Genomic DNA, 25,774 nt, shown 5'->3' with positions numbered 1-25,774 from the left:
TGAGAGTGGATTTAGGTATTGGTGTAGTTATTGGGGTAGTAGTATTTCTATTAATTGCAATTATTGCGGTATACGTGACGAAATACAAAACAGTTGGTCCAGATGAAGCATTGATTGTTACAGGGAGTTATTTAGGGTCAAAAACCGTGCATACAGATGATTCAGGTAACAAAATAAAAATTATTCGTGGTGGTGGTACATTTGTTTTACCGGTGTTCCAACAAGCAAAACCACTTAGCTTATTATCAAGCAAATTAGAAGTAATGACGCCAGAAGTGTATACAGAACAAGGTGTACCCGTAATGGCAGATGGAACAGCCATTATTAAAATTGGCGGATCGATTTCTGAAATCGCTACTGCTGCAGAACAGTTTTTAGGGAAATCAAAAGAAGATCGTGAAAATGAAGCAAAAGAAGTTTTAGAAGGTCACTTACGGTCGATTTTAGGTTCTATGACAGTTGAAGAAATATATAAAAACCGTGATAAATTCTCACAAGAAGTTCAACGTGTCGCTTCGCAAGATTTAGCGAAAATGGGACTTATCATCGTGTCCTTTACTATCAAAGATGTGCGTGATAAAAACGGATACTTGGATTCCCTTGGGAAACCTCGTATTGCACAAGTGAAAAGAGATGCTGACATTGCAACAGCAGATGCCGATAAAGAAACTCGTATTAAACGTGCTGAAGCTGCAAAAGAGGCACAGCAATATGAAATTGAACGTGCAACAGAAATTGCTTTAGCAGAAAAAGAGAATTTGTTAAAGGTGGCGGAATATCGCCTTGAACAAGATGTTGCCAAGGCTAGAGCTGACCAAGCATACGAACTTCAAACAGCACGCTCAAAACAAGAAGTAATGGAACAAGAAATGCAAATTAAAATTATTGAGCGTCAAAAGCAAATTGAACTTGAAGAGAAAGAAATTTTGCGTCGGGAAAAACAATACGACTCTGAGGTTAAAAAGAAAGCTGATGCTGATCGTTACGCAATTGAGCAAAAAGCAGCAGCTGAGAAATCGCGTGAAATGGCTGAAGCTGATGGAGAAAAATATAGAATCGAAGCAAGAGCGAAAGCTGAAGCCGATAAAGTACGTCTTGACGGATTAGCGAAAGCCGACTCAGAGCGTGCACAAGGTGAAGCAGAAGCAGATATCATTCGACTTAAAGGTCTTGCTGAAGCAGAAGCGAAATGGAAAATAGCTGAAGCATTCGAACAATATGGTCAAGCTGCCGTTCTTGATATGGTTGTAAATATGATGCCAGAATATGCGAAGCAGATTGCAAGTCCGTTATCTAATATTGACAAGATTACTGTAGTTGATACGGGTGGTGGCGAAGGTGGAGGAGCCAATAAAATCACATCGTATGCAACAAATTTAATGTCTACCCTACAAGAAACATTAAAGGCTTCCTCAGGTGTTGATTTGAAAGAGATGATCGAAAACTATTCCGGTAAAGGAACGATCCGTCCAAGTTTAGATCGCATATCTTATGAGATGAAGGAAAAGAAAAAAGAAGATAAAGCCGAAGAACACATATCCGTTTGATCTAAAAAGCTCTCCAACTGGAGAGCTTTTTAAATTTAATAAGAAAGTATAAGCTTTTAGAGCTAAACACTTGAACTCGGCAGGCGGCTAAGATTAAATCTCCATTTATGTAATTTGAATTTTTATCCACTTATCCGAATATATAGTGACAAATATCACAATAAAAGTTACAGTAAATGAAAGGGTATAAACAATAGAAGATTGTTTTTTTGCATGGAGGAACCTATGAAGTTAACGATTGATCAAATCAAATACATTAAAGAAAATCGTGTGCTTGACCGTATAGATGTTGGTCATGCTGTATCGACTTATATAGGAGAAACTGAAACTATCGCGTATAGTCTTTTCTCGTTGTTGGCAAAGCGTTCATTTTGGGTGCGATATTCATCAGAAAAAAGCAGTCAAATAACAGAACTGTATACGGTTGTTCATGGTGAAATTGAAGTGCAATATGAAGGAAAGACATTCTTCCTTCGAGAAGGCGATACATTAGATGCATCTAATTACTCGGAGTTGCTGTCGTTTTATAGTGAACATGAGGTTGAAATTTTTGTGGAAATGTCAGTTGATGAATTTGAAACTAATTTTAAAAACACCGAACTTGTTCAAAGAGATGCAGCTGCTATTGAACGGGTTGATGGCTACACGTATCATCATTGCTCACGAATCAAAGACTATTCTATTGAACTATGGAAGAAGCTTGAACAACCAGTTGAACGAGTAACCAAGCTTCGTTGGGGTGCTTATTTCCATGACATAGGAAAATTAGCAGTTCCTATAGAAATTTTAAATAAAAAAGGAAAACTAACTGCCCAAGAGTGGTGTATTATGAAGACTCACAGTGCAATTGGGGCGCAAATGATGCGTAATCATGAAGTAAAGTGGTTGCGAGATTCGGCATATATAGTGGAAGAGCATCATGAACGATTTGATGGAAAAGGATATCCTAATGGATTAAAAGAGGAAGAAATTTCATTAGAGGCTGCGATTGTGTCAGTGGTTGATTCATTTGACGCGATGATAACAAATCGAATTTACCGTGAAGCCTTTTCGATTGAAGAAGCTATCCAAGAGATTGTTAGAGGAAGAGGAACGCAATTCAATCCTGTAGTGGTAGACGCATTCTTGAAACTATTGCACGATCAACAATTTAAATGGAGATAAAGACTTGGAGAATTTGTCCAAGTCTTTTTTTCTGTAGATTAGAAAGTATAACTAACAAAAGCTTCGTACTTGGAATATTTGTGTCGAGCTAGAAGGAGCGTTACACTTTTCTTAATAGGAGTGATAATAGTTGAAAGCAATATTATTTGATTTGGATGGAACATTGCTTAACCGCGAAGCAACATTACTAGTTTTTTGTAAAGCACAGCACCAAAAGTTTGAACTTCCGTTGACACAAGAAGAATTTGTAAAGCGAGTTGTTGAATTAGATGCCAATGGCTATGTCCCTAAAGACATCGTCTATAGACAAATTGCAAAAGAAATCGATTTATCTGCAGAAATAGAGAAATTATTATTTGAAGACTATATCAATCATTTTCACAAATTTTGCGTTCCTTTTGAAGGATTAATTGAAACACTTACTCTTTTAAAGTGTCAAAATTTTCTGCTCGGGCTTATTTCAAATGGTCGCCATGCCGGTCAACAAGCTAGTATGGAGGCTCTTTCTATCGAATCATTCTTCGATGTTGTATTAATTTCAGAATCGCAAGGAATGTCAAAGCCAGATGCCGCTATTTTTGAACGTGCGTTGGAACGTATAAATGTGAAGGCTAGTGAAGCTTGCTACGTGGGAGACCACCCAATAAACGACATAGAAGCTGCCAGAAAAGTAGGTTTAATGACAATTTGGAAAAGGAATGGGCAATATAAAAATCTACTTGCAGACAATATAATTGATACACTACCAGAAATTTTGTCAATAATGAAAGTGCATAATCCAATTGAATTACATGCAAAAGAAGAGAAAGATGATCGGGTATGAAACAAACATCAATTATAAAATATGGGGCTGTCTAATAGTCCTTAAAATAAAACAGGTGGAGAAAACGACATATTTTTCTCCACCTGTTTTATGTTTCTGTTTCTGCATCGCTGCGCTAGCTTCGAAACATGAAAGGGCGTTGCATCGCTACATTAGCTTTGAAACAAGAAAGAGTCGTTGTAACGGAAATCAATTGTTAACCGAGCCAATTTTAATATGAAAAAGAGGGCTGAGCATAAAAGTCATTTTAAATGACTTTTGGGACAGCCCTCTTTTTTAATTTGAACATACTACCTATAAATAAGTCATGGGCTATCTAAATCGGAACAATAAACCTATAGGATTAAGCATAAAATAAAGGAAACTTGATTATTATGTCGAATCTTGTAGATAACATCATTTGTATTTTCAAGTGATTTTTTGACCCCAATAAAATTGGCATAACTCAATGTAGTAGAACACAGGTAGTCAGGATGGTCACGATACCTAAATGAGATTTGTGAAGTTATCGATAACATTTATAAAGAAGACTATGCAACTCTAACAAATACAACGAGTCCATCCTAAACTTACAAAACCGGCCAGAGAATAGATTTCTCTTCACAGCTTTACGATTCGATAGCATAATAAACGAAGATTAGTAAAGCAATGATGAGTGTATTCATCACGTAATATGTATTCCTTGAAATTTGTCGGTCGAAAAATGTAGAACGGTCAACCACTTTGTAACTTACGACCATTATTAAAATGATGATAATCATAGATATAAAAGTAGACATATCATAAACATAAATATCAATAAAGCGAACAAAAATTAGCGTAGCGGCCATAATAACGCCATAAGCAACTCGTTTTAACTCCATGGTTTATCCCCTTTCTAATGTAATAAGTATAGCAACTAGCTCTGTGGATAGAAAGGGAACTCATGGAATACTAAAAAAGCAAGATATTACAAACTTGGGGGGACTTCAAATGATTCAATTTGTTGGGTTTGACCAGCAATATTTACCGGCTATGGCAATTCTTTTAGCGAAAAGACATCAAGTGGAACGTAGTCGCTATTCATTCTTACCATCTCGTTTTGAAGACTCAAAAGAAACGGAAAACCTTCTAAGAAAAGAAGGTGAAAAACCATTCGTTAATGGTATAGTGGCACTTCGTAATGACGAAGTAATTGGATATATGTTGTATGAATTTAGAGAAGATGCAAAAAAAGGTCGACATATTATCATCGATTATTTAGGTTTAGCGATTGCAGAAGATGCACATCCGAGGCTAGTACGTCTATTGTATGCTGAAGCTGGTGCGGAATGGATAGCTGGTGGTTATTTCCAACATATAGTATACGTCCCAATCGGTTATGATCGACATGTATATGAATGGTTAGAACAAGGATTCCGGTTCGAACAAAAATATGCAATTCTCGATATTCAAAACTATGAACCAAAAGCAAAAGAGGCAGAAAAAAGTGCTTTACGTATTCGTCGGTTAGCAGATAGCGATACGGAGATTCTTAAGCGTATGTCGCGCTGGAATAGTATTCATCAAGCATCTGCCCCTTCTTGGAATCCAATTACTAAAGAATCACTAGAAGATGTGAAAAGTGGATATGCAGCACTAGCTAAAGATGCCGAGGCTATTGTGATGATTGGTGAACAAGACAGTATTCCAGTAGGCTTCCATGTCTATTATGAAGCTGATTCTTCCGCCAATATGTATACACCTGATCGGACAGTGGAGCTTCCAACTGCATCTACAAATCCACAATACCGAGGCCGTGGAGTAGGGAAAGCACTTGCAGATGCGAGTCACGCTCAGTTACAAGAGTTGGGATACGACTATTCACTAGCAGACTGGCATACGCCTAACCATCTAGCTTCGTACTTTTGGCCAAAGCTGGGCTATCAAACGTTTATGATACGCATGGTACGTACAGTTGATAATCGAATTGCTTGGGCGCATGGCAACTAAAATACGTATTGTAGGGTCAGTGGGAAGTGGAAAAACCACACTTGCACGGAAACTGGCCCTACAAAAAGGAATTTCCATGTATTCATTAGATGATGTGGTATGGTCGAGAAGTACAATAGGTGATTGTCGAAATTCAGAGGAACTACGAGATGCAAAATTACAAGCGATATTAAGTGAACCATCTTGGATTATCGAAGGTGCCCATTTAGGCTGGTCGTTAAAGACATTTGAAGAAGCAGATCAAATTCTCTTTTTGCATCCAAGTTTATCTGTACGTATTTACAGGATTTCACGGAGGTTTATACAACAAAAAAGAGGCATTGAACATGCGAGTTATACACCTACATGGAAAATGTATAGTCGAATGTTTAAGTGGACCTATCAATACGAAACCATATATAAAAAACAAGTACGTGCTATATTAAAGAATTCAAAAAACGCTATTGAAATACGTGATGGCTCAGAGTTAGGAGTTTGACAATGGAAAATAAACCTTTTGTTGCTTCATGGAGTGGTGGAAAAGATTCAGCAATGGCATTTTATCGCGCGGTACAATCAGGTATGAAGCCAAAACGATTGCTCACAATGTTTCAAGAAGATGAAGAAGTGTCTAAGTCACACGCCTTGCCATTTTCAGTAGTACTCGCACAAGCAGAGCGTATAGGTATTCCTTTAATGATCCGCGGAGCGGGTTGGAGCGACTACGAATTGAAGTTTATTGATGCCATGGATGAATGTCGAGCTGATGAAATTACACATGGAGTATTTGGTGACATTGATTTACAAGGCCATCTTGAATGGGTGCAAAAAACTTGTGAAAAATCGAATATTGTACCGATCCATCCACTTTGGCAAGAGCCTCGTCGTGCGATTTTAGAAGAGCTATTAGAAGTCGGTTTTGAAGCGGTGATTGTCGTAATCAATACAGGAATGATGTCTCGTGAATACATTGGACGAACTTTCACACGCGAATTGATGGATGAATTAGAAGCACTCGGAATCGATTCTTGTGGAGAAAATGGTGAATTCCATACAGTTGTGATTGATGGACCAATCTTCTCATCTCGCGTCCCAGTGGCATTTGGAGAAGTGCGTGAGAATGAGGGATATGTGTTCTTAGACGTCTCCTTGAAAGAATAAGTGAGTTTTAGTAAGGTAGCAAAGCCAAGAGCTGGATTAAACAAAAAGACAATCCTCAGATATAGAGGATTGTCTTTTTTGCGACCCATGTATCAAATAGTAATCATAGATAGTCTTTAAGTTCATTCTCTAAAAAAGGCTTGGCTTGTAAAAAATCTACAAACGCTCGGTATTTTACTTGTTCTTCTAAAGTGGGCTTATTCCCTGTGAAATATGCTCGAATCAAAATATTTTTCGGTGTATGTTCCATATCAATAAATTCGAGTAACTGTGCTTCATAGCCAACGAGTTTTAATAGCTCGGCTCTTATTGAATCGGTTGCAAGTGCAGCGAAACGTTCTTTGACAAGGCCATGCTGTAACATTAAATCGAGTGTGGGGCTATTAAGCTGGGCATTTAACTCATGTTGACAACAAGGGACACTTAAAATTACTTTCGCTCCCCATTTTACAGCGCGAGCAAGTGCCATATCAGTGGCAACATCACATGCGTGAAGCGTTACGACCATATCAACAGACGTTTCTTCGTTGTAGTCATTAATATCCCCAACTAAAAACTCAAGATGGTCATACTTCAAATCACTAGCAATTTGTTGACACTCTTCAATAACTTCTTTTTTCAAATCGAGACCAGTGACACGAATATCTAAGCCTTTTTCAATGTGTAGATAATGATATAGCGCGAAAGTTAAATATGATTTACCAGAACCAAAATCTAAAATTCGAACGGGCCGGTCCTTCGGAAGGTAGTCGAGTGCATCATCAATAAACTCGACAAAGCGGTTAATTTGACGAAACTTATCATGCTTTTGCTTTTTAACTTTGCCATCAGGAGTTTGAACACCTAATCGAATTAAAAAGGGATAGGCTGTGTCTTCGTCCAACAAATAGTTTTTCTTTCTGTTATGAGAAAGATTTACCACTTTTTGAGACAGAACAAGATCTGATTTCCATAAAACTTTGAATTTTTTCGATAGCTGGATATGTACTTTCTCTTCTTGAAATTCAGCTTGTACTTGTCTGTATTGCTTCAACAAATGATTTAACTTTTCACTCGCCAATTCGAGTTCAAGATTTTCGTGTTTTAATATGCGTTCGTACTGATATTCAAACTGAATATGGTATATACCTTTTAATTCAATCGGCTTGAGTTTTACACGTTTTACTTCATCTGAATTAGCTCGAGGTTGGCTAATTGTTGCAGATATCAACTGCTTGTTGTTAATTAATGCAGTTAATTGGATAATCATTTCTTGATATTCCATAAGGTTCGCCTTCTTTTTAAGTTTCTTTTCGCTATTTTAACACATTCACTACGTCTAACTTATAATTTGAGATTTCATTTGGATGTGACTGGACTAGAACATAAAATGAAAAGTTAAAGCTCGTTTCATTATGTCCATAAACGCTTGATTATGCTCTTGTTATTGGTAATCGTGATTTGATAAATATCTGGATTGCTAAGTGATTTCCAATCTGAAAATCCAATTGAACTGTCAAAATGTTTTAAAAGAAGACTTAATAAATTACCGTGTGTAACAAATATACAATTGCTCGATGCTTCTTTAACAACTTCGATGGCACGGTCAGTAGCTTCGCGACTAGATTCTCCACCAATAAATTTCAAGTTTAAATCTGTAAAGGTTTTTTCAAGAAGCTCTAGCCAGTCTGGTAAATCGGACGTGCTCAATATTCTTTCTGCTAACCGGTTATCGATAATGAGCGAAAGGTTTTTTTCATGTGCAGTTGGACTTATTGAATCTTGAGCTCGAATAAAAGGACTCGAGATGATGTGGTCAATCTGAATATCTTTGAAGAAAGAAGCCAACTCCTGTGCCTGTTGGTGTCCAAGTTCAGTTAATGGAGCTTCAGAGATCTGTCCGGTCGCAGAACAATGTCGAACGAAGTATAACGTTTTCAATACTAAATCACTCCCAATCCTTAAAATGGAAAAAACCCTGAAGCATAAGGCTTCAGGGTAATAAATTAAGCGAATTTTTTCATTAAATTAGCCATTTCAATTGCGGCAGTTGCAGATTCCCAGCCTTTATTGCCAGCTTTTGTTCCTGCACGTTCAATTGCTTGTTCAATCGTATCAGTAGTCAATACGCCAAAGATAACGGGAACATCATGTTGGTATCCTGCATTTGCAACACCTTTAGCAGCTTCGTTACACACAAAGTCAAAGTGTGGTGTAGAGCCACGAATAACCGTTCCAAGTGTAATTACGGCATCATATTTTTTAGATGCGGCCATTTGTTTAGCTACAAGAGGAATTTCAAACGCTCCAGGTACCCAAGCGATAGTCACATTAGCATCATCAACACCATGTCTTTTAAGAGCATCTTCAGCTCCACCTAATAGTTTACTCGTAATAAATTCATTAAAACGTCCAACGACAATTCCTACTTTCAAATCGGCGCCAATTAAATATCCTTCTAAATGTGTAGTCATGAATGTGTTTTCTCCTTTAGAAACTTAGGTAATGACCTAACTTCGATTGTTTTGTTTTCAAATATGTTTCGTTTTCTTCATGAGCAGGGATTTCAATAGCCACACGTTCAGTTACTTCCAAACCGTATCCATCTATCCCGGCAACTTTTCGAGGGTTATTTGTAAGCAACTTCATTTTCCGTACACCTAGATCTCGTAAAATTTGTGCGCCAATCCCGTATTCGCGCAAGTCATCTGCAAAACCTAGCTTGTGATTAGCCTCAACAGTATCTAACCCTTGATCTTGAAGTGCATATGCTTTTAGTTTATTTATTAAACCAATGCCACGGCCTTCTTGACGCATATAGAGTAAAATACCTGAACCTGCTGCTTCAATTTGTTTAAGTGAAGCCTCTAGCTGAGCTCCGCAATCACATTTGCGAGATGAAAAAACATCACCAGTTAAACATTCTGAATGAACACGAGTTAGAACAGGCGTGTCGCTTGAAATCTCCCCTTTAACAAGAGCGATATGTTCTTTCCCGGTAAATGTTTCGGTGTAACCAACAATTTTGAAATCACCAAATTCAGTAGGTAACAAGGTTTCGACTTCTCGAGTGATTAGTTTTTCATGTTCACGTTTGTAAGCAATCAACGCAGCAATAGTTAAGATGCCGATATTTAGTCGCTCCGCAATGATAACGAGGTCATCAAGTCTTGCCATAGTACCGTCTTCATTCATAATTTCACAAATGACGCCCGCTGGAGGAGATCCTGCTAGCAAGGCTAGATCGACAGCTGCTTCCGTATGTCCTGCACGCTTTAATACTCCGCCTTTTTTGGCAATCAAAGGAAAGACATGACCCGGACGTTTAAAATCAGTTGCTTTAGATTCACTGTTGATCATTTGAAGAATGGTATGAGACCGTTCAAATGCACTGATGCCAGTTGTTGTATCTTTATGATCAACACTGATTGTGAATGCTGTACCGTATGGGTCTGTGTTTTTGTCTGTCATTAAACCAAATTGTAGTTGCTGTGCAATTTCTTCTGCCACTGGGACACAAATTAAGCCTTTTCCTTCAGTAGCCATTAAATTGACGATTTCAGGAGTAGCAAATTCTGCCAAAGCAATAAAATCTCCCTCATTTTCACGATCTTCGTCATCCACCACTATGATGGCTTGTCCTTTTGCTAATACTTCAACTGCTTCTTCTACTGTATAAAACATAAGAATTCTCCTTTTAGAAACCGTGTTCTTGTAGCCAATCTTTTGACATATTCGATTTAGATGTCTGAATGAGTTCTGTATATTTCGCAAGCATGTCACACTCAATATTTACTTTGTCCCCAATGCCTTTGTCTCCAAGTATTGAATCACTTTTTGTTGTTGGAATCAAGGAAACGGAAATTGATGTTCGATCTACATGAAAAACGGTAAGAGATGTTCCATCAATTGCAACAGAGCCTTTTATCATCATGTATTTCATAAGGCTAGGGTCTAATTCAATCTTTTTGGTAATGGCATTGGTCTCTTTTTTAATGGAACGAATAACACCAATTCCATCGACGTGCCCATTGACAAAGTGTCCTCCGAAACGACCATTAGCCGCCATTGCTCGTTCCAAATTAACATGAGACTTAGATGTTAAATCGGCCAATGTGGTTGATTTAAACGTTTCTGGAATAACGTCGACGACAAACGTTTCTTTCGTGAAAGAAGAGACAGTTAAACAAACACCGTTAACCGAGATACTATCGCCTCTTTTGACGTCATCTAAAATCATTTTTGCTCGTATAGTCATTTCTAGTGCATGTGGTTTTCTTTGAATAGAAGTAACTGAACCTATTTCTTCAATGATACCCGTGAACAAGTAAACAACCTCCCTCCTGAAAAGAGCATCAATTTGAAAATCGAAGTCTTAAAGTTTAGGTAATTTGTGATTTGCTCTATTTAATGAATAAATAAAGACTTGTTATATATTTTGTTAAGCGTATAAATATTTGTGTACTGTAAATATGAATCTGAAAAATAGTTGTTGGGTTTTTTTCCACCATGGGGCAAACGGGTGGTGAGGAAAGGATGATTCAGAAGTACCTTGTCAACGCCTACTAAAAGAACATCTAAACATGACTCAGTATAATAACATCTTCTCGTGTTTCTATAAGAAGGTAGCCAGTTGCTATCGTCAGTTTTCGATGTAGGATAATGTGACAAAAGGCATTTGAAGTGTAATGTTTTTGCAAAATGCTCGAGTAAGTTACTTCGCTTCTTTTCGAATTTCCAATGAGACCGTTAACTTCGATACCTTTAAGAAGTATACCTATAAGATAGAGGCATAGATTCGTAATAGGGTATCTAAGTTACTTTAGTATCGAAAGTTTAATCAGTAAGAGATGTACTAGCGATTAAATATGATGCTAGTAAATAAGAGGTCCCTCAAATCGAAAAGAAGCGTTGCGCAAGCATAACAAATGTACTTCTCTATATTCTTCTCCCATCCAGACTATACTGTCGGTGTTGGATTTGCACCAACTCCACCGCTACTTTTTCAAGTACCGGGTCACGGACTTACAAATTTTCATTTGCTCACCGCCGGTAAGGAATTTCACCTTGCCCCGAAGAATATAAAGTTACTATTTGTCTTTCTTATAATATCACATTGTACAACAAATGATAAATTCAATTACTTATTGGATTACTTTGGTAGATAATCTTTACAAATTACTTGAATTTTGTGATAACATAAACTTATTCACGAATGTTTACGAAGGGGGAAGGAATGTATCATGTTAAAAGAGCAAACGGTGGGAGCGGTTGTTAGGGAAATAGCAAAAAAATATCCTACTACTGAAGCGTACGTATATCCAGAACATCAGATTCGTAAAACATATGAGGAATTTGATGAAGAAACTGATCATTTAGCAAAGGCTTTCATGGGGATGGGGATTGCTAAAGGCGAGCATGTTGCCATTTGGTCAGACAACAAACGAGAATGGTTGCTGAGTCAATTTGCAACCGGCAAAATGGGCGCAGTTCTTGTAACGGTTAATACAAATTATCAAGAAAGAGAACTTGAATATTTGTTAACACAATCGGATGCAACGACGCTTATTTTGGGTGAAGAATTTAAAGGTACTTCCTATATAGATATAATTAATGCAGTATGCCCTGAATTAAAAACATCAGTAAAAGGCAATATTGACAGTGAAAATTTACCGCATTTCAAGCGTGTTATTGTCATGGGTGAGAAAAACTACCCTGGCATTTTTACGTGGAGTGAGTTTGAATCATATGCAACAACTATTAGTGATAAAGAGCTTGACGAAAGACTTAACTCGCTGCACTTTGATGATGTCATTAATATTCAATACACTTCTGGTACCACTGGTTTTCCTAAAGGTGTCATGTTGACGCATATGAACATTGTAAATAATGCGCAAATCATAGGTGATTTTATGAAATTAACTGAAGTCGATCGCTTATGTATTCCTGTGCCTTTCTTTCATTGTTTTGGTTGTGTATTAGGGACGTTAGCTGCAGTTACTCATGGATCCACAATGGTATTAGTGGAACAATTTGATGCTAAACGTGTTTTACAAGCTGTCCAAGACGAAAAGTGTACTGGACTTCACGGAGTACCAACCATGTTTATTGCGGAATTAAATCATCCGGACTATAAACAATACGATACATCATCACTACGCACAGGAATTATGGCAGGGTCTCCTTGTCCAATTGAGGTAATGAAAGAAGTAATTGACGATATGGGAGCAAGCGAAATAACTATATGTTATGGACAAACTGAATCTTCCCCTGTTATTACTCAAACGAAATCTGATGATGAAATTGAAAAACGAGTAGCAACTGTTGGGAAACCACATCCATATGTTGAAGTGAAAATTATTGATCCAGCAACCAATGAAGAATTACCAACGGGAATGCCTGGAGAATTGTGTACAAGAGGTTATCACGTTATGAAAGGCTATTATAAAAACGAAGAAGCAACTAGAGCAGCCATTGATCATGAAGGATGGCTTCACACTGGAGATATTGCAATTTTAGATAGTGAAGGATACATCGAAATTACTGGAAGAATTAAAGATATGGTAATTCGAGGAGGAGAAAATGTCTATCCTCGTGAAATCGAAGAATTCCTATATCAACACCCAAGCATTCAAGATGTCCAGGTAGTAGGTGTACCTGATCCAAAGTATGGTGAAGAATTAATGGCTTGGATTATTACTAAAGATGGTTTAACTATTGATGCAGAAGAAATACGTGAATACTGTAAAGGAAAAATTTCTCGTCATAAAATACCACGCTATATTCAATTTACTGATGCATATCCGATGACAGCTTCGGGTAAAATTCAAAAATATTTACTGCGTGAATTATCGAAAGAAACAATTCAACCTGCATAATTCGACATATTTCCCGGGAAATAGAGTAACCTGCAAAGCATTGGTAATTATAAGGTTTATTTGATTTCACTAAAAATATGTACTCGTGGTTCTTCTATAAGCATGTTATGATTAGATAGAAATCATAATATTCTCAAAGGAGGAATTTATTTGACGGATTATGTTTATCAACTAATTGCTATAATTATTTACATGGCTGCTATGCTATTGATTGGCTACTATTCTTTCAGAAAAACGTCGAACTTAACAGATTACATGTTAGGAGGACGTTCATTAGGTCCTGGCGTAACTGCACTTAGTGCTGGTGCTTCAGATATGTCAGGTTGGCTATTAATGGGTCTACCAGGTGCTATTTATGTATCTGGTTTAGTAGAGGCTTGGATTGCGATAGGTTTAACAGTCGGTGCCTACTTAAACTGGTTGTTTGTAGCCCCACGTTTACGTGCGTACTCTCAAGTTTCAAATGACTCAATTACGATTCCGAGTTATTTAGAAAATCGATTGAAAGACACAACACGTCTAATACGCATCGTGTCTGGAATCATCATTCTAATATTCTTTACGTTCTATGTATCTTCGGGAATGGTAGCAGGTGGAGTGTTCTTTAAAAGTTCATTTGGACTTGATTACCATGTAGGTTTGCTAATCGTTTCTGCAGTTGTAATTGCGTATACACTATTTGGTGGATTCTTAGCTGTAAGTTACACAGATTTTCTTCAAGGGATTATCATGTTCCTAGCGTTAATATTGGTGCCAGTTATCGGTATATTTGCGGTAGGAGGAATTGAAGGAGCATCTGAAAGTATCCGCGCAGTAGATCCAGGACTTTTAAGTTTAGTTGAAGGCGCATCTGTATTAGGTGTTCTCTCAGCAGTTGCTTGGGGCCTAGGATACTTTGGTCAGCCACATATTATTGTACGCTTTATGGCAATTAGATCAGTTAAAGAAACAAAACAAGCTCGTCGTATTGGGATTGGTTGGATGGCAATAAGTTTACTTGGTGCTATTGCAACTGCTTTAATTGGTATTGCTTACTTCCAACAAAATCCTAGTCAATCTTTAAGCAATCCAGAGGCTGTATTTATTGCATTAGGACAAATTATGTTCCATCCTTTTGTTGCAGGTATTATGTTGGCCGCTGTTTTAGCCGCTGTTATGAGTACAATATCATCTCAATTAATCGTAACTTCATCAGCGTTAGTTGAAGATTTATACAAAATTGTTGTGAAAAAACAAGCAACGGACAAACAATATGTTACATTGGGTCGTATTGCCGTTCTACTTGTCTCTCTAGTAGCGATGTTCATAGCTTGGGAGCAAAATAAATCAATTTTAGATTTAGTTTCATATGCTTGGGCAGGATTTGGTGCTGCATTTGGCCCAGTAATTTTATTATCTCTATTCTGGAGAAAATTAACGACATGGGGCGCATTATCTGGGATGGTCATTGGTACAATTACCGTTATTATATGGGGTAATAATGACTATTTAAAAGGACTAATGTTTGAAATTGTTCCAGGTTTCATATTGTGTCTATTATTTGCTGTTGTTGTGAGTATCTTTACGTACCGTAAGAATACAGAAATCGAACGTGAATTCGATGAAACGATGAAGCTATTAGACCAAGAAAAATAAAGATTAATCCCACAACTCAAAAGTTGTGGGATTTTTTTGTGCAAAATTTTCTTATGAAGAAATAAATATCTTTAATAAACTCAAAAATTATTACATAGATGAATGCAATTATTTAGATCATAAAGTATGGTGTAAGTAAAATGTAGAGGTACAAGAGGTGAACGTTCTGAACATCCAAGATAGCATACGTAAAAAGTATTTAGTCATTGTATTGATGATTGGTTTGTTTTTAATAATTTTAGGAGCCTGTTCTGTGTATTGGCTTGAAAAAAATCAACAAGAGTTTACCGAACAAGGGGAAGCGTTGAAAAAAAAGGATGTTTTGATTAATGAATTAAAAGAATCATTAAATAATGTGTTTTTTCGGTCACGAGGCTATTATGCGTTTCAAAATGAGGTTGAATTAAGTCTTGTTTACGATGAATTAACGGAGACGAAAAATACATTGGCCTTATTAACTCAATATAAACTATCTAAAGAAGAAGATGATTTGCTAGTTGGACTTACAGATTTCTTAGTGACGTTTGAAACGTCCTCATTGCCAAATGCCATCGCTTTGGTTCAGGCTAATGACTATATAGGTTTGCGAGCCCTCTCCAAGAGCGGAATAAATAATGAGGTTAATGAATTTATTGCTTACACAGATGAATTTCATCAAAAAACGACTAATTCTCGTGATTTGATTTCTCAACAAATTAATGACGACTTCCAAACGAAGATTAACATAACAATATTTGTCGCCATATTATTGTTTATTATTTTACTTATTACGTTTTTTCAAACACTGAATCGTATTGTGAAACCTCTTGAAGTGATGAAACAAGGAACAGATTTTTTTGCAAACACTGGTGAAATTAATTTACCTAACACCGTAAGAACTGATGAATTGGGTGCATTAAATTTCTCATTAATATCATTAATGAAGACAATCCATGAAAATGAATCAGATATGCAGGCTCAAAATGATGAACTAATAATGAAACAAGGTGAAGTGCAGTCAAAACAAAAGTTACTTGAGAATTCACTACTAGAAGTTAAAAATGCAAAAAATCGTTTAGAAGTGATGAATCAACTTAATCATAGCTTAACATTCTCTCTCAATCGACAAGAGTTAGTGGTAATTGTTCGTGAATATTTACATGAAAAATTCGATTTAAATATTAGTCTTTTATGGCTTTTAGAAACGCTTGAAAGTTCTTCACAGGGAATTACGGAAGAGTTTGATCGGAGATTTATGGAAGATCGTTATAACTATGTGATGGAAAGACTACATATTGAAGATTCATTTTCTATTATTCGAGAAGGCGATATTGAGCTAGGATTGGCACCAAAAGGTACTTTAGTAAATGATTTATTTGTGGGCATAAAAGAGGAAAAAGGCGGACTAATTGCAGTCTTCTCCTGTGCACGAATAGGAAGGTTGTTTACAACTGAAGAAATTACCGATATTGAAGCATTGCTAAATCGAGTTAGTTTGTCACTAGAACGAATTCGACTATATGAAAATAATCAATATGAGCGTAACTTAAATGAAGGAATTGTGAAAACGATTCAAGAAGGAATTTTCTTAGTTGGACAACAGGGAGAATTACTTCAGTACAATCAATCCTTATATGATCTTCTTTCTGGAGAAAGTCATTATCCAAAAGGTACACCGTTTTCTAAATGGATTTCCCTTCACCAAAAATTTGCTGACAATCCAGATGAAATTATTGGTTTTTTTGAACAAGCTATAAAGGAAGATTTCACAGACATTAGACGAATTCAATACACATTTAAACGAAAAGGTACTAAAATTATTAATCTTTACTCAGCCTGTATTTTTTCAGATGGGACAAAAACGAGTACGATTTTTGTTAATCGAGATATTACGAAAGAATATGAAATTGATCAAATGAAAACTGAACTAATCAGTACTGTCAGTCATGAACTTCGTACGCCGTTGTCTAGTATATTAGGATTTTCAGAGTTATTATTGAACAAGAAAACGACAAATGATCGGAAACAAAGATATATAGAAACAATATATAAAGAATCAAAAAGATTATCTAGTCTAGTCGATGATTTTTTGGATGTTCAGCGAATGGAGAGCGGCAAACTTATGTATCACTTCACTGAAGTTGATATAGCGTCTTTACTTCCTGAAATTATAGGGAACTATGAATACCAAAATAATCACGAAATCAATATTGATAATCAAGCTTTTCACAGTATGTTAATCGCAGATGTTGATCGTATTAAACAGGTTTTCATCAACTTACTGGGTAATGCAATCAAATTTTCTCCTGGTAAAGAAGTTGTAAATATTCGTTTGGTTAATAAAGATAGTGGATTAAAAATCACTATACAAGATTATGGACTTGGCATTCATGCTGATGAAATACCAAAACTTTTTCAAAAATTTCATCGAATTGATAATAGTGAAACGCGAAAAGTTGGAGGAACTGGACTTGGTTTGTCAATAGTAAAAGAAATTGTAGAATACCACAAAGGACAAATTTGGATTACCTCTATTAAAGGTGAAGAAACGACCGTACACTTATTTTTTCCACAGCATATATAAAAATGGCCACATTTTGTGGCCATTTTAATTTGTGAAAGTTGTACTAATAAGTTCATATAAATATGCTGGGCTAAACGGCTTTTGTACAAAGTGAGTCACACCAACAGCTGTTGCTAATTGTTTATCTTCTTTTTGTGACTTAGCTGTGAGCATAATGATAGGTAGATTTTGTTTTACATGTAAAGGCAATTTTTCGACTACTTCGATCCCCGTGAAATAAGGCATCATGTAATCAATTACGGCTAAGTCGTAATGCTGATTTATTAACTTGTCTAAAGCTTCTTTGCCATCAACAGCTTCTTCCACAATCCACTCTTCATTTTCTAAAGAGTCTGCTAACAACATTCGGATAATCTCGTCATCATCACATACTAATATTTTTTTCCTGTTGTCCATTTCACAAACTCCCTCATGATAAGAATAATCGTTCAGCTAAACGTTGAATGCGCAAGATAACTTCTTTCGTATGAAAGGGCTTTAATAAATAATCATCCGCTCCAAGATGGAGTGCTTGCAAAATCTTCTCTTCTTCTTTTTGGGCTGATAGCATAGAGATTAACACATTTTTTGAAGGATAGTTGGTGCGTACATGATCAAGCACTTCAATTCCGGACATGCTAGGCATTAAGCTATCTAATAATAAAATATGATCTTGTCCCTCATGGTACCAATTGGAGCCTACAAATTCTCTGCCATCGTTTATTGCTGTTACGATGATCTCGAATCGAGGATGGTGCCAATTTAAAAACTGAGAGACTAACAAAGTTCCAACAATTGGATCATCGTCAATAATAAAAATATTAAGTGAGCGTTTATGAATCATAGGTACTTTTTCTTCTGTAAACAAGGTCGTGCAATTTCTGCCACTATGTTTAGATTGGTAGAGTGCGTAGTCAGCTTCCTCTAACAACTGTTTAATATGAGTTTGGTTGTTGTGTAAACATGAGATTCCGACCGAAAAGGTCATTTTAAATGGATTAGCAGTACTAGAAAAGTATTTCGCTGAAATAGCTTTACGGAAAAGGTTAACTCTTTTATCAGCTTCATCAGCTGTTTTATTCAAAAATAATATAGTGAATTCTTCTCCACCATATCTAAATAAAATTTCATTTTGATCACATTCGTTTTGAATAGCTTTAGCGAATTCTTTTAACACTTCATCACCGACTAAATGTCCATATGTATCATTCACTTTTTTGAAATTATCTAAATCGAGCATAGCGATGGAAAGGGGTTTTCCAAGCTGTTTGTGCATTTGTATATGATATGGTGCGCTACTTGTTAATTGTTTCCGGTTAAATGCCCCAGTTAATTCATCTGTTGCAATAGAGTGTAAGATTTTTTCTTTGTTTTGAATTCTATTGTTTACATATGGCACAAAAATATCGATATCTAGTGGTTTACCAATGAAATCTGTTGCCCCAAGCTCATATGCCTCCTTAGCAGCTTCTTTTGTTTTATTAGAGCTGGTAATGGCCAAAGGAATAAAATGTTGTCTTGCTTGAGCGGAAATTTGTTTTAGTATATTAAAGCCATTGTCATCAGGTAATAATAAATCAATTAACACAAAATTCGGCTGCAATGTAAAGAACATTTCTAGCCCTTTTTTTGCTGTAGGGGCAATTAAAACCCCAATATTTTCTGTTTCTAACGTGTCTTTAACAAGCCTAACAAACTCAATATCATTATCAATAATGAGAACAAAATACTTTTCTTCTAGTAGAGTACTAACTACTTCTGAATGAGCTACTAATTGTTCGTCCTCTATTAATAAGTTTTTCATTTTTTGTAATGCAGTGTTCCTTAATTTTGAAGACACTAGATCTTCACTGGTTTCCTCAAATAAATAGAGTAACTTTCCAGCTATTTCAGACCATTCATGAAGTCCAACGGTTCCGGCAGTTCCTTTTAAACTATGAAAAAATTGAAACATATCTTTATTCGAAAGTTGTTCTTGGCTTTCCCATAAAACAACTGTATCTTTCACGCGTTGTTTTAACATTTGGCTATACGATGTTCCCGTTTGAACCACACCCCATTATCATTGGCTTTCTCCTAATTATAACAAATATTTGTGTAGGGAAAATTACGGATGTGTTTTTTATTTATCTAGATACATAGATAGAATTAAGTAGGAAATCAGTCTGGAATTATTGTGAAATGAAAATATCTAGTAACAGAGAGACGGTGGCATTTATGAAATTTATAGGTTGGTTTATGTTATTTCTTTTGGTTTTATTAATGCCGCTTTTCATATGGTTATGGCAAGACCAACATGCACAACAATTAGATATCATTATTTTGAATAAGACGGTTCCAGAAGGAGATTTACGTGAACACAAAGGGCTCACATGGCTAATTAACCATTTGTAACGTTTGCGACTTATAGGTTTCCTCTTCATAATAAAGAGGAGAGGAATGATGGCTATGATAGAACTTGATCATGTTGTGTATTTTAGTAAACAATCTCCAAAAGAGAATGTACAAAAACACAAAGGCACTTCAATCGGGGGGCGTCACAAAAATTGGGGAACGGTAAATGCATTAACTTATACAAAAAATAGTTATATAGAATATTTATCTGTGGAAAATTTGGACGTTGCAAAACAAGTAAATCATCCTCTTACAAAACTCTTACTGCATGATTTAGAAAGTGGAGAAGGATGGGGAAGTATTTGTTTTCGAACTGATAATATAAGTGAATTAAATGATAGATTATGTAGTGAAGGATGGCTAACTTCTGGTGTGTTAGATGCTGAACGTGAGACATCTTCAGGATTTATTCGGAAATGGAAAATGCTTTTCATCGAGCAGGAAGTTTCAGATGAATTGCCGTACCCTTTTTTTATTGAATGGGAAGAATCGTTTCAAGAGCGTATGCAAAGTTTAAGAGAAGATGGATCCATTCAAGAAGAGTATGAAAAAAGTGTCATTTCTAGTTGTGTACTAGAGGTTAAACACTTACGACAATGCGTATTAGAATGGAGTAATTTATTAAATATAACTGCAGTGGAAAATTCATTGGAATTACCGAATACAAATCTGATATTTCAAGAAATAACAAATGAAAAAGAACGCTTAGTTGATGTTATTGTTAGTACAATTGAATAATATATGGGTTCAGGAATACCGGCGCGCGACTGAATTTGTCTGCATTACAATGACTATGATAAAATAAAGATATATCTAAATTGTGAAAAAATAAGCAATAATACAATTATCTCTCGGTTGAAACTATAGGAGGAATTGCTATATGGACGAATTACTAGAACGCGCTATCATAGTGGGCGTTAATTTAAAAAAAGATAAACACTTTGAGTATGGTTTAGAAGAATTACACAACTTGGCAAATGCATTAAACGTAGAAGTTGTGGGGGAAGTCACTCAAAATTTAGACAAAGTGAATCATGCGCATTATGTTGGAAAAGGGAAAATAGATGAAATAAAAGCATTCTTTGAAGAAGCAGATGCAAATCTAGTTATTTTTAATGATGAATTATCCCCTTCTCAAATTCGGAACTTAGAAGAGGCACTTGCATGTAAAGTCATAGACCGAACAATGTTGATTTTAGATATCTTTGCTCGTCGTGCAAGATCGAAAGAAGCACAAATGCAAGTGGAGTTAGCGCAACTTCAGTATATGTTACCGCGACTAGTTGGACTAAATGCATCTCTTGGTCGACAAGGAGGAGGTGCTGGTGGTGGTTTTCAGAACCGTGGTGCTGGTGAAACTAAACTAGAACTCGATCGTCGGAAGATTGAAGACCAAATTGCAAAACTTCGCCGAGACTTAGAGCATGTAAAAGATCAACGAGAAACACAAAGAAAACAACGCAAGAAAAATGAAATTCCTGTCGTATCGATTGTGGGCTACACAAATGCAGGTAAATCGACGATAATGAATCGCTTACTTACCAAAACTGGACAGATTGATGACAAGCAAGTGTTTGAGAAAGATATGTTATTCGCAACGCTTGAGACATCCGTTCGTCAAATTCGCTTGCCCGACCAAAAAGAATTTTTGCTCACTGATACAGTAGGGTTCGTAAGTAAGTTGCCAACTCATTTAGTAAAAGCATTCCGATCTACATTGGAAGAAGCACGCGAAGCTGACCTACTTCTTCATGTTGTAGATGTTTCAAATGATGAATATCGCTATATGATGGATGTTACGAATGAAACATTGCAAGCCGTCGGGGTTGAAAATGTACTGACAGTTGAGGTATACAACAAATCTGACTTAGCTGATTTGAACTATCCGAATGTTAGCGGTAATAACATCTGGATTTCTGCAAAAGAAGGTGCTGGATTAGACGAATTACTCGAATTGATTCGCACTCATATTTTTGCTGACTATAAGACATGTCGAATGCTCATCCCCTATGAACGTGGGGACGTGGTATCTTATTTAAATGACCAAGCATCTGTTCAAACCTCTGAGTATGAAGAGGAAGGTACATTATTAAAAGTCGAATTAAAACAAGCAGATTATGATCGTTACCAAGAATTCGTGCTTGGAAAATAAGAAAACGCATTTTCCGATTTTTATCTCGGAAATGCGTTTTTTTCTTTTCTTTATACTTCTTGGTACTGAATATTATGAAGTCGTGCAAACAAACCATCAGCTTTCACTAAGTCTGAATACGTACCATCTTCTGCAATCCCGTCTTTGGTAACAACTAGGACGCGGTCAGCATCCCGAATTGTTGCAAATCGGTGAGCGATAATAAGCGTTGTCCGGTTTTCAGCAAGTTCTGCTAATGATTGTTGAATAATTTTTTCGGTTTCTGTATCAAGAGCAGAAGTCGCTTCATCCAAAATAAGAATGGGTGGATTTTTTAAGAACATACGAGCGATTGCTAAACGTTGCTTTTGGCCACCTGATAATTTCAAGCCTCGTTCACCAATTTGTGTATCAAATCCATCAGAAAGTTCCGAAATGAATTCTTGTAAATGAGCTTTTCGAGCAGCCTCTAGCACTTCACCATCTGTTGCACCTTTTTTACCGTATGCAATATTCTCACGGACCGTTCCTGTGAACAAGAATACGTCTTGTTGAACAATCCCGATTTGAGATCGTAAAGAATGCTTTGTCATATCCCGAATATCTAGTCCATCTATTGAGATTGATCCTTTTGTTACATCATAAAACCGTGGAATCAATGAACAAATCGTTGTTTTACCAGCACCAGAAGGACCAACAAAGGCTACTGTTTCCCCAGCTTTCACCTTGAGATTAATACCTGAGAGTACTTTTTTGTGTTCATCATAACCGAAGTCCACATCATTAAACCAAATGTCACCGTTTAAATGATCAACCGTTTTTGCGTGTTCTCGATCCACGATTTCTGGATCTTGCTCAATTAAATCTAAGAATCGTCTGAAGCCAGCCATACCTTTTGGATAAAGTTCAAGTAGAGCACTTATCTTATCGACGGGTTTAATTAAAACATTTATAAATAAGACAAAGCTAACAAGCTCTCCATACGTTAATTTATCGTTAATAGTGAACCAGGCGCCAACAACCAATACGACCAGTGTCATAAGACGAGTCATCATGTAAATACTGGAATGTGTTCCAGACATTACTTTGTAGGCGACCAGTTTAGCTAACCGGAACTGTCCATTGTCATGTTTAAAGCGATTAATTTCAAACTCTTCATTTGTGAAAGATTGAACAACACGAGCACCAGAAACACTGTCTTCTACTCGACCATTTACATCGGCAATTTTAATGTACATGTTCTTCCATGCTCGATTCATTTTAATATTACTAAATGCCACAAGTACTGTAAGGAATGGAACCATAATAATCGCAATGATGGCGAGCTCAGGGTTGATGTTGTACATGATCACAAAAGCACCAATGAACGTCATGATTGCGATAAAGAAGTCTTCAGGACCATGGTGGGCGAGCTCGCCAATATCAAATAAATCGTTTGTAATACGGCTCATCACATGGCCAGTTTTGGTATTGTCAAAAAAACGGAAAGATTGGCGCTGTACATGAGTAAAGAGCTGTTCACGCATGTCCGTTTCTATATTAATACCTAGCTTGTGTCCTAAGTAACTGACAATATATTGTAGTACGGTACTAATTAAATAAATGGCTAGTAAGATGACACTAACTGTGACAATCGTATCCCATTCACGAGTTGGAAGTAATGTGTCAATAAACCATTGAACAGCTAATGGGAAAGCCAACTCTAAAATAGCCACGATTATAGCACTGCTGAAATCGATTATAAACAATCGTCTATGTGGACGATAATACGAAAAGAATTTTTTTATCATTAAGTTTCTCCTTGATGTTTTGATATAAGAATTATAGCCGAAATATCCAAAACACGACATAAAAACTTCTAAACTCGAAGGATTTTAACGTATTTCAAGTTCCCAATGTTTTTTGACAATGTAAAGATGGAACGTTAAACTGTTAAAGTTGTCTTTATACTGATATAGCAATTAGACCTTTATTATCAGTATATTTTGTACATTCTACATAAAAAAGGAATGTGTATTTCTTAAAATTTAAAAGAAAGAAGTGAAAAATATGGCGACAAGAGAAGAGATTGTCAAGTCCGTTCCTCAAAAAGGATTCTTTGGACATCCAAAAGGCTTATTAAGCTTATTCTTTACAGAGTTTTGGGAGCGCTTTTCATACTACGGTATGCGCGCAATCTTGCTCTACTATATGTACTATGAACTAAATCAAGGCGGACTTGGTTTAGAACAATCTACGGCAAACTCGATAATGGCGGTATACGGATCACTTGTATATATGTCTGGGATTATCGGAGGATGGATTGCTGACAGATTACTAGGAACGACCAAAACCGTATTTTATGGTGGTATAGCAATTATGTTAGGCCACGTTGCTTTGTCGTTACCGGGTGGCATTAATACGCTGTTCATATCGATGGCGTTTATCATCATTGGTACAGGTTTATTAAAACCTAATATTTCAAGTATTGTCGGAGAAATGTATTCAGATAACGATATTCGTCGTGACTCTGGTTTCAGTATTTTCTACATGGGAATCAACATGGGTGCATTTATAGCACCATTAATAGTAGGTACAATTGGTCTTAACTATAACTTCCATTTAGGCTTCGGAATTGCTGCAGTTGGTATGTTACTAGGATTAATCGTCTTTATGATTACCAAAAAGAAATACCTTGGTTTAGCTGGTTCATATGTGCCGAACCCAATTGCCAAAAGTGAACGCAAGAAAATTTTCGGGCGTTTGGCAATTGCTCTAGTTGCCATTTTAATTATTGGTTTTATTTTAATTCAAACTGGAGTTATGACAATTAATGTCTTTACGATGATCGTGTCGATTTTAGGTATTGTGATTCCTACGATTTACTTTATCGTGATGTACCGAAGTGCCAAAACAAATGCAGATGAGAAATCTCGTGTTCTTGCGTATATCCCACTATTTATCTCGGCTATGGTATTTTGGGCAATAGCAGAACAAGGTGCCATCATTTTAGCTCAATATGCAGACCAGCGAACAGACTTAACGATTGGATCTTGGACAATATCTCCAGCATGGTTCCAATCTTTAAACCCTCTATTCATTATTGCAATTGCGCCAGTATTCGCATGGCTTTGGGTACGTCTTGCTGAAAGACAACCATCTACACCGAAGAAATTTGCGTTAGGTTTATTCTTTGCAGGTATGTCATTCTTAGTGATGATTATTCCAGCTTACCTATACGGAACAGAAACATTAGTTAGTCCATACTGGTTAGTGTTAAGTTTCTTCCTAGTTGTAATTGGTGAATTACTTCTTTCTCCAGTTGGTTTATCAGTAACAACAAAACTAGCACCAGGTGCATTTGCTGCCCAAACGATGAGTTTGTGGTTCTTAACAAATGCTTCTGCACAAGCAATTAATGCTCAAGTTGTAAAATTGTACAGCCCTGAAAATGAGATCATCTATTTTGGTGTCATCGGGGGTATTGCATTAGTTATCGGTTTATTGCTGTATTTATTTGCATCAAAAATCGAAAACCTTATGCGTGGAATACGTTAATAAAAACAGAGAAGAGCCTACCGATAATATTAT

At 36.4% G+C, this 25,774-nt stretch carries 22 protein-coding genes and 1 riboswitch; of the genes, 13 read left to right on the top strand and 9 right to left on the bottom strand.

What is annotated here, in order from left to right; genetic code table 11:
* The first annotated feature begins 5 nt into the window (after positions 1–5).
* The 3 genes from C406_RS0101785 to C406_RS0101775 all read left to right on the top strand — a co-directional run bounded on the left by C406_RS0101785 (position 6) and on the right by C406_RS0101775 (position 3,534).
* The gene (locus C406_RS0101785; protein WP_017378873.1) at positions 6–1,547 is read left to right on the top strand and encodes a flotillin family protein; all 1,542 of its coding nucleotides are present in this window, start codon (positions 6–8) and stop codon (positions 1,545–1,547) included.
* Positions 1,548–1,772: 225 nt separating this feature from the next.
* A complete protein-coding gene (locus C406_RS0101780; RefSeq protein WP_017378872.1) occupies positions 1,773–2,711 on the top strand; it encodes an HD-GYP domain-containing protein in 939 nt (312 codons plus the stop codon).
* Between the two features lie 130 nt (positions 2,712–2,841).
* The gene (locus tag C406_RS0101775; RefSeq protein ID WP_017378871.1) at positions 2,842–3,534 is read left to right on the top strand and encodes an HAD family hydrolase; all 693 of its coding nucleotides are present in this window, start codon (positions 2,842–2,844) and stop codon (positions 3,532–3,534) included.
* A 608-nt stretch (positions 3,535–4,142) separates the two neighbouring features.
* Here the strand turns inward: C406_RS0101775 and C406_RS0101770 are convergent.
* The gene (locus tag C406_RS0101770; protein WP_017378870.1) at positions 4,143–4,397 is read right to left on the bottom strand and encodes a hypothetical protein; all 255 of its coding nucleotides are present in this window, start codon (positions 4,395–4,397) and stop codon (positions 4,143–4,145) included.
* A 109-nt stretch (positions 4,398–4,506) separates the two neighbouring features.
* Between C406_RS0101770 and C406_RS0101765 the strand changes: the two genes are divergently transcribed.
* From C406_RS0101765 to C406_RS0101755, 3 genes are read left to right on the top strand one after another with little or no spacing between them, the layout of a single operon-like run.
* Positions 4,507–5,505, top strand: a complete 999-nt coding sequence (locus tag C406_RS0101765) for a GNAT family N-acetyltransferase (RefSeq protein WP_017378869.1) — start codon at positions 4,507–4,509, stop codon at positions 5,503–5,505.
* On the top strand, positions 5,495–5,983 hold the full coding sequence (locus C406_RS0101760; RefSeq protein ID WP_017378868.1) for a hypothetical protein: 489 nt from the start codon (positions 5,495–5,497) through the stop codon (positions 5,981–5,983). The genes C406_RS0101765 and C406_RS0101760 overlap by 11 nt, the downstream gene beginning before the upstream one ends.
* A gap of 2 nt (positions 5,984–5,985) precedes the next feature.
* Positions 5,986–6,645 carry a diphthine--ammonia ligase gene (locus C406_RS0101755; RefSeq protein ID WP_017378867.1) on the top strand — a complete coding sequence of 220 codons (660 nt, stop codon included), beginning with the start codon at positions 5,986–5,988 and terminating at the stop codon, positions 6,643–6,645.
* Positions 6,646–6,748: 103 nt separating this feature from the next.
* Here the strand turns inward: C406_RS0101755 and C406_RS0101750 are convergent, their stop codons facing one another.
* The 5 genes from C406_RS0101750 to ribE form a co-directional block, all read right to left on the bottom strand.
* A complete protein-coding gene (locus C406_RS0101750; RefSeq protein ID WP_017378866.1) occupies positions 6,749–7,909 on the bottom strand; it encodes a class I SAM-dependent methyltransferase in 1,161 nt (386 codons plus the stop codon).
* A gap of 128 nt (positions 7,910–8,037) precedes the next feature.
* Positions 8,038–8,565, bottom strand: a complete 528-nt coding sequence (locus C406_RS0101745) for a histidine phosphatase family protein (protein ID WP_017378865.1) — start codon at positions 8,563–8,565, stop codon at positions 8,038–8,040.
* A 65-nt stretch (positions 8,566–8,630) separates the two neighbouring features.
* Positions 8,631–9,098: a 6,7-dimethyl-8-ribityllumazine synthase gene (gene ribH / locus C406_RS0101740; RefSeq protein WP_017378864.1), complete on the bottom strand. Its 468-nt coding sequence runs from the start codon at positions 9,096–9,098 to the stop codon at positions 8,631–8,633.
* Between the two features lie 16 nt (positions 9,099–9,114).
* Positions 9,115–10,308 (bottom strand): bifunctional 3,4-dihydroxy-2-butanone-4-phosphate synthase/GTP cyclohydrolase II, encoded by a 1,194-nt coding sequence (locus C406_RS0101735; RefSeq protein WP_017378863.1) that lies wholly within the window; start codon positions 10,306–10,308, stop codon positions 9,115–9,117.
* A gap of 13 nt (positions 10,309–10,321) precedes the next feature.
* Positions 10,322–10,951: a riboflavin synthase gene (gene ribE / locus C406_RS0101730; protein WP_017378862.1), complete on the bottom strand. Its 630-nt coding sequence runs from the start codon at positions 10,949–10,951 to the stop codon at positions 10,322–10,324.
* Between the two features lie 612 nt (positions 10,952–11,563).
* Positions 11,564–11,708: riboswitch (FMN riboswitch) on the bottom strand.
* Between the two features lie 159 nt (positions 11,709–11,867).
* Between ribE and C406_RS0101725 the strand changes: the two genes are divergently transcribed.
* The 3 genes from C406_RS0101725 (at position 11,868) to C406_RS19200 (ending at position 17,700) form a co-directional block, all read left to right on the top strand.
* A complete protein-coding gene (locus C406_RS0101725; protein ID WP_017378861.1) occupies positions 11,868–13,502 on the top strand; it encodes an AMP-binding protein in 1,635 nt (544 codons plus the stop codon).
* Between the two features lie 150 nt (positions 13,503–13,652).
* Positions 13,653–15,137, top strand: a complete 1,485-nt coding sequence (putP, locus tag C406_RS0101720) for a sodium/proline symporter PutP (RefSeq protein ID WP_017378860.1) — start codon at positions 13,653–13,655, stop codon at positions 15,135–15,137.
* Positions 15,138–15,294: 157 nt separating this feature from the next.
* Positions 15,295–17,700, top strand: a complete 2,406-nt coding sequence (locus C406_RS19200; RefSeq protein WP_017378859.1) for a sensor histidine kinase — start codon at positions 15,295–15,297, stop codon at positions 17,698–17,700.
* A 24-nt stretch (positions 17,701–17,724) separates the two neighbouring features.
* Here the strand turns inward: C406_RS19200 and C406_RS0101710 are convergent, their stop codons facing one another.
* On the bottom strand, positions 17,725–18,096 hold the full coding sequence (locus tag C406_RS0101710) for a response regulator (RefSeq protein WP_017378858.1): 372 nt from the start codon (positions 18,094–18,096) through the stop codon (positions 17,725–17,727).
* Between the two features lie 13 nt (positions 18,097–18,109).
* Positions 18,110–19,732 carry a diguanylate cyclase gene (locus tag C406_RS0101705; RefSeq protein WP_017378857.1) on the bottom strand — a complete coding sequence of 541 codons (1,623 nt, stop codon included), beginning with the start codon at positions 19,730–19,732 and terminating at the stop codon, positions 18,110–18,112.
* 128 nt (positions 19,733–19,860) lie between these two features.
* On the opposite strand from C406_RS0101705, the gene C406_RS20425 reads away from it, so the two are divergent.
* The 3 genes from C406_RS20425 (at position 19,861) to hflX (ending at position 22,225) form a co-directional block, all read left to right on the top strand.
* Positions 19,861–20,073 carry a hypothetical protein gene (locus C406_RS20425; RefSeq protein WP_155966677.1) on the top strand — a complete coding sequence of 71 codons (213 nt, stop codon included), beginning with the start codon at positions 19,861–19,863 and terminating at the stop codon, positions 20,071–20,073.
* Between the two features lie 48 nt (positions 20,074–20,121).
* Complete coding sequence (locus tag C406_RS0101695; protein ID WP_017378855.1) at positions 20,122–20,811, top strand: VOC family protein; 690 nt, start codon at positions 20,122–20,124, stop codon at positions 20,809–20,811.
* Between the two features lie 142 nt (positions 20,812–20,953).
* On the top strand, positions 20,954–22,225 hold the full coding sequence (gene hflX / locus C406_RS0101690; RefSeq protein ID WP_017378854.1) for a GTPase HflX: 1,272 nt from the start codon (positions 20,954–20,956) through the stop codon (positions 22,223–22,225).
* A 50-nt stretch (positions 22,226–22,275) separates the two neighbouring features.
* Here hflX and C406_RS0101685 read toward each other — a convergent pair whose 3' ends face one another.
* Positions 22,276–23,994 (bottom strand): ABC transporter ATP-binding protein, encoded by a 1,719-nt coding sequence (locus tag C406_RS0101685; RefSeq protein ID WP_017378853.1) that lies wholly within the window; start codon positions 23,992–23,994, stop codon positions 22,276–22,278.
* 259 nt (positions 23,995–24,253) lie between these two features.
* Here C406_RS0101685 and C406_RS0101680 point away from each other — a divergent pair, with 259 nt between their 5' ends.
* Positions 24,254–25,741 carry a peptide MFS transporter gene (locus tag C406_RS0101680; RefSeq protein ID WP_017378852.1) on the top strand — a complete coding sequence of 496 codons (1,488 nt, stop codon included), beginning with the start codon at positions 24,254–24,256 and terminating at the stop codon, positions 25,739–25,741.
* The last annotated feature ends 33 nt before the right edge of the window (positions 25,742–25,774 follow it).

It is taken from the genome of Paenisporosarcina sp. TG-14, assembly GCF_000297555.1.
GTDB lineage: Bacteria > Bacillota > Bacilli > Bacillales_A > Planococcaceae > Paenisporosarcina > Paenisporosarcina antarctica.
The sequence above is the reverse complement of the archived record's forward strand: the minus strand, read 5'-3'. Positions and strand labels throughout refer to the sequence as shown.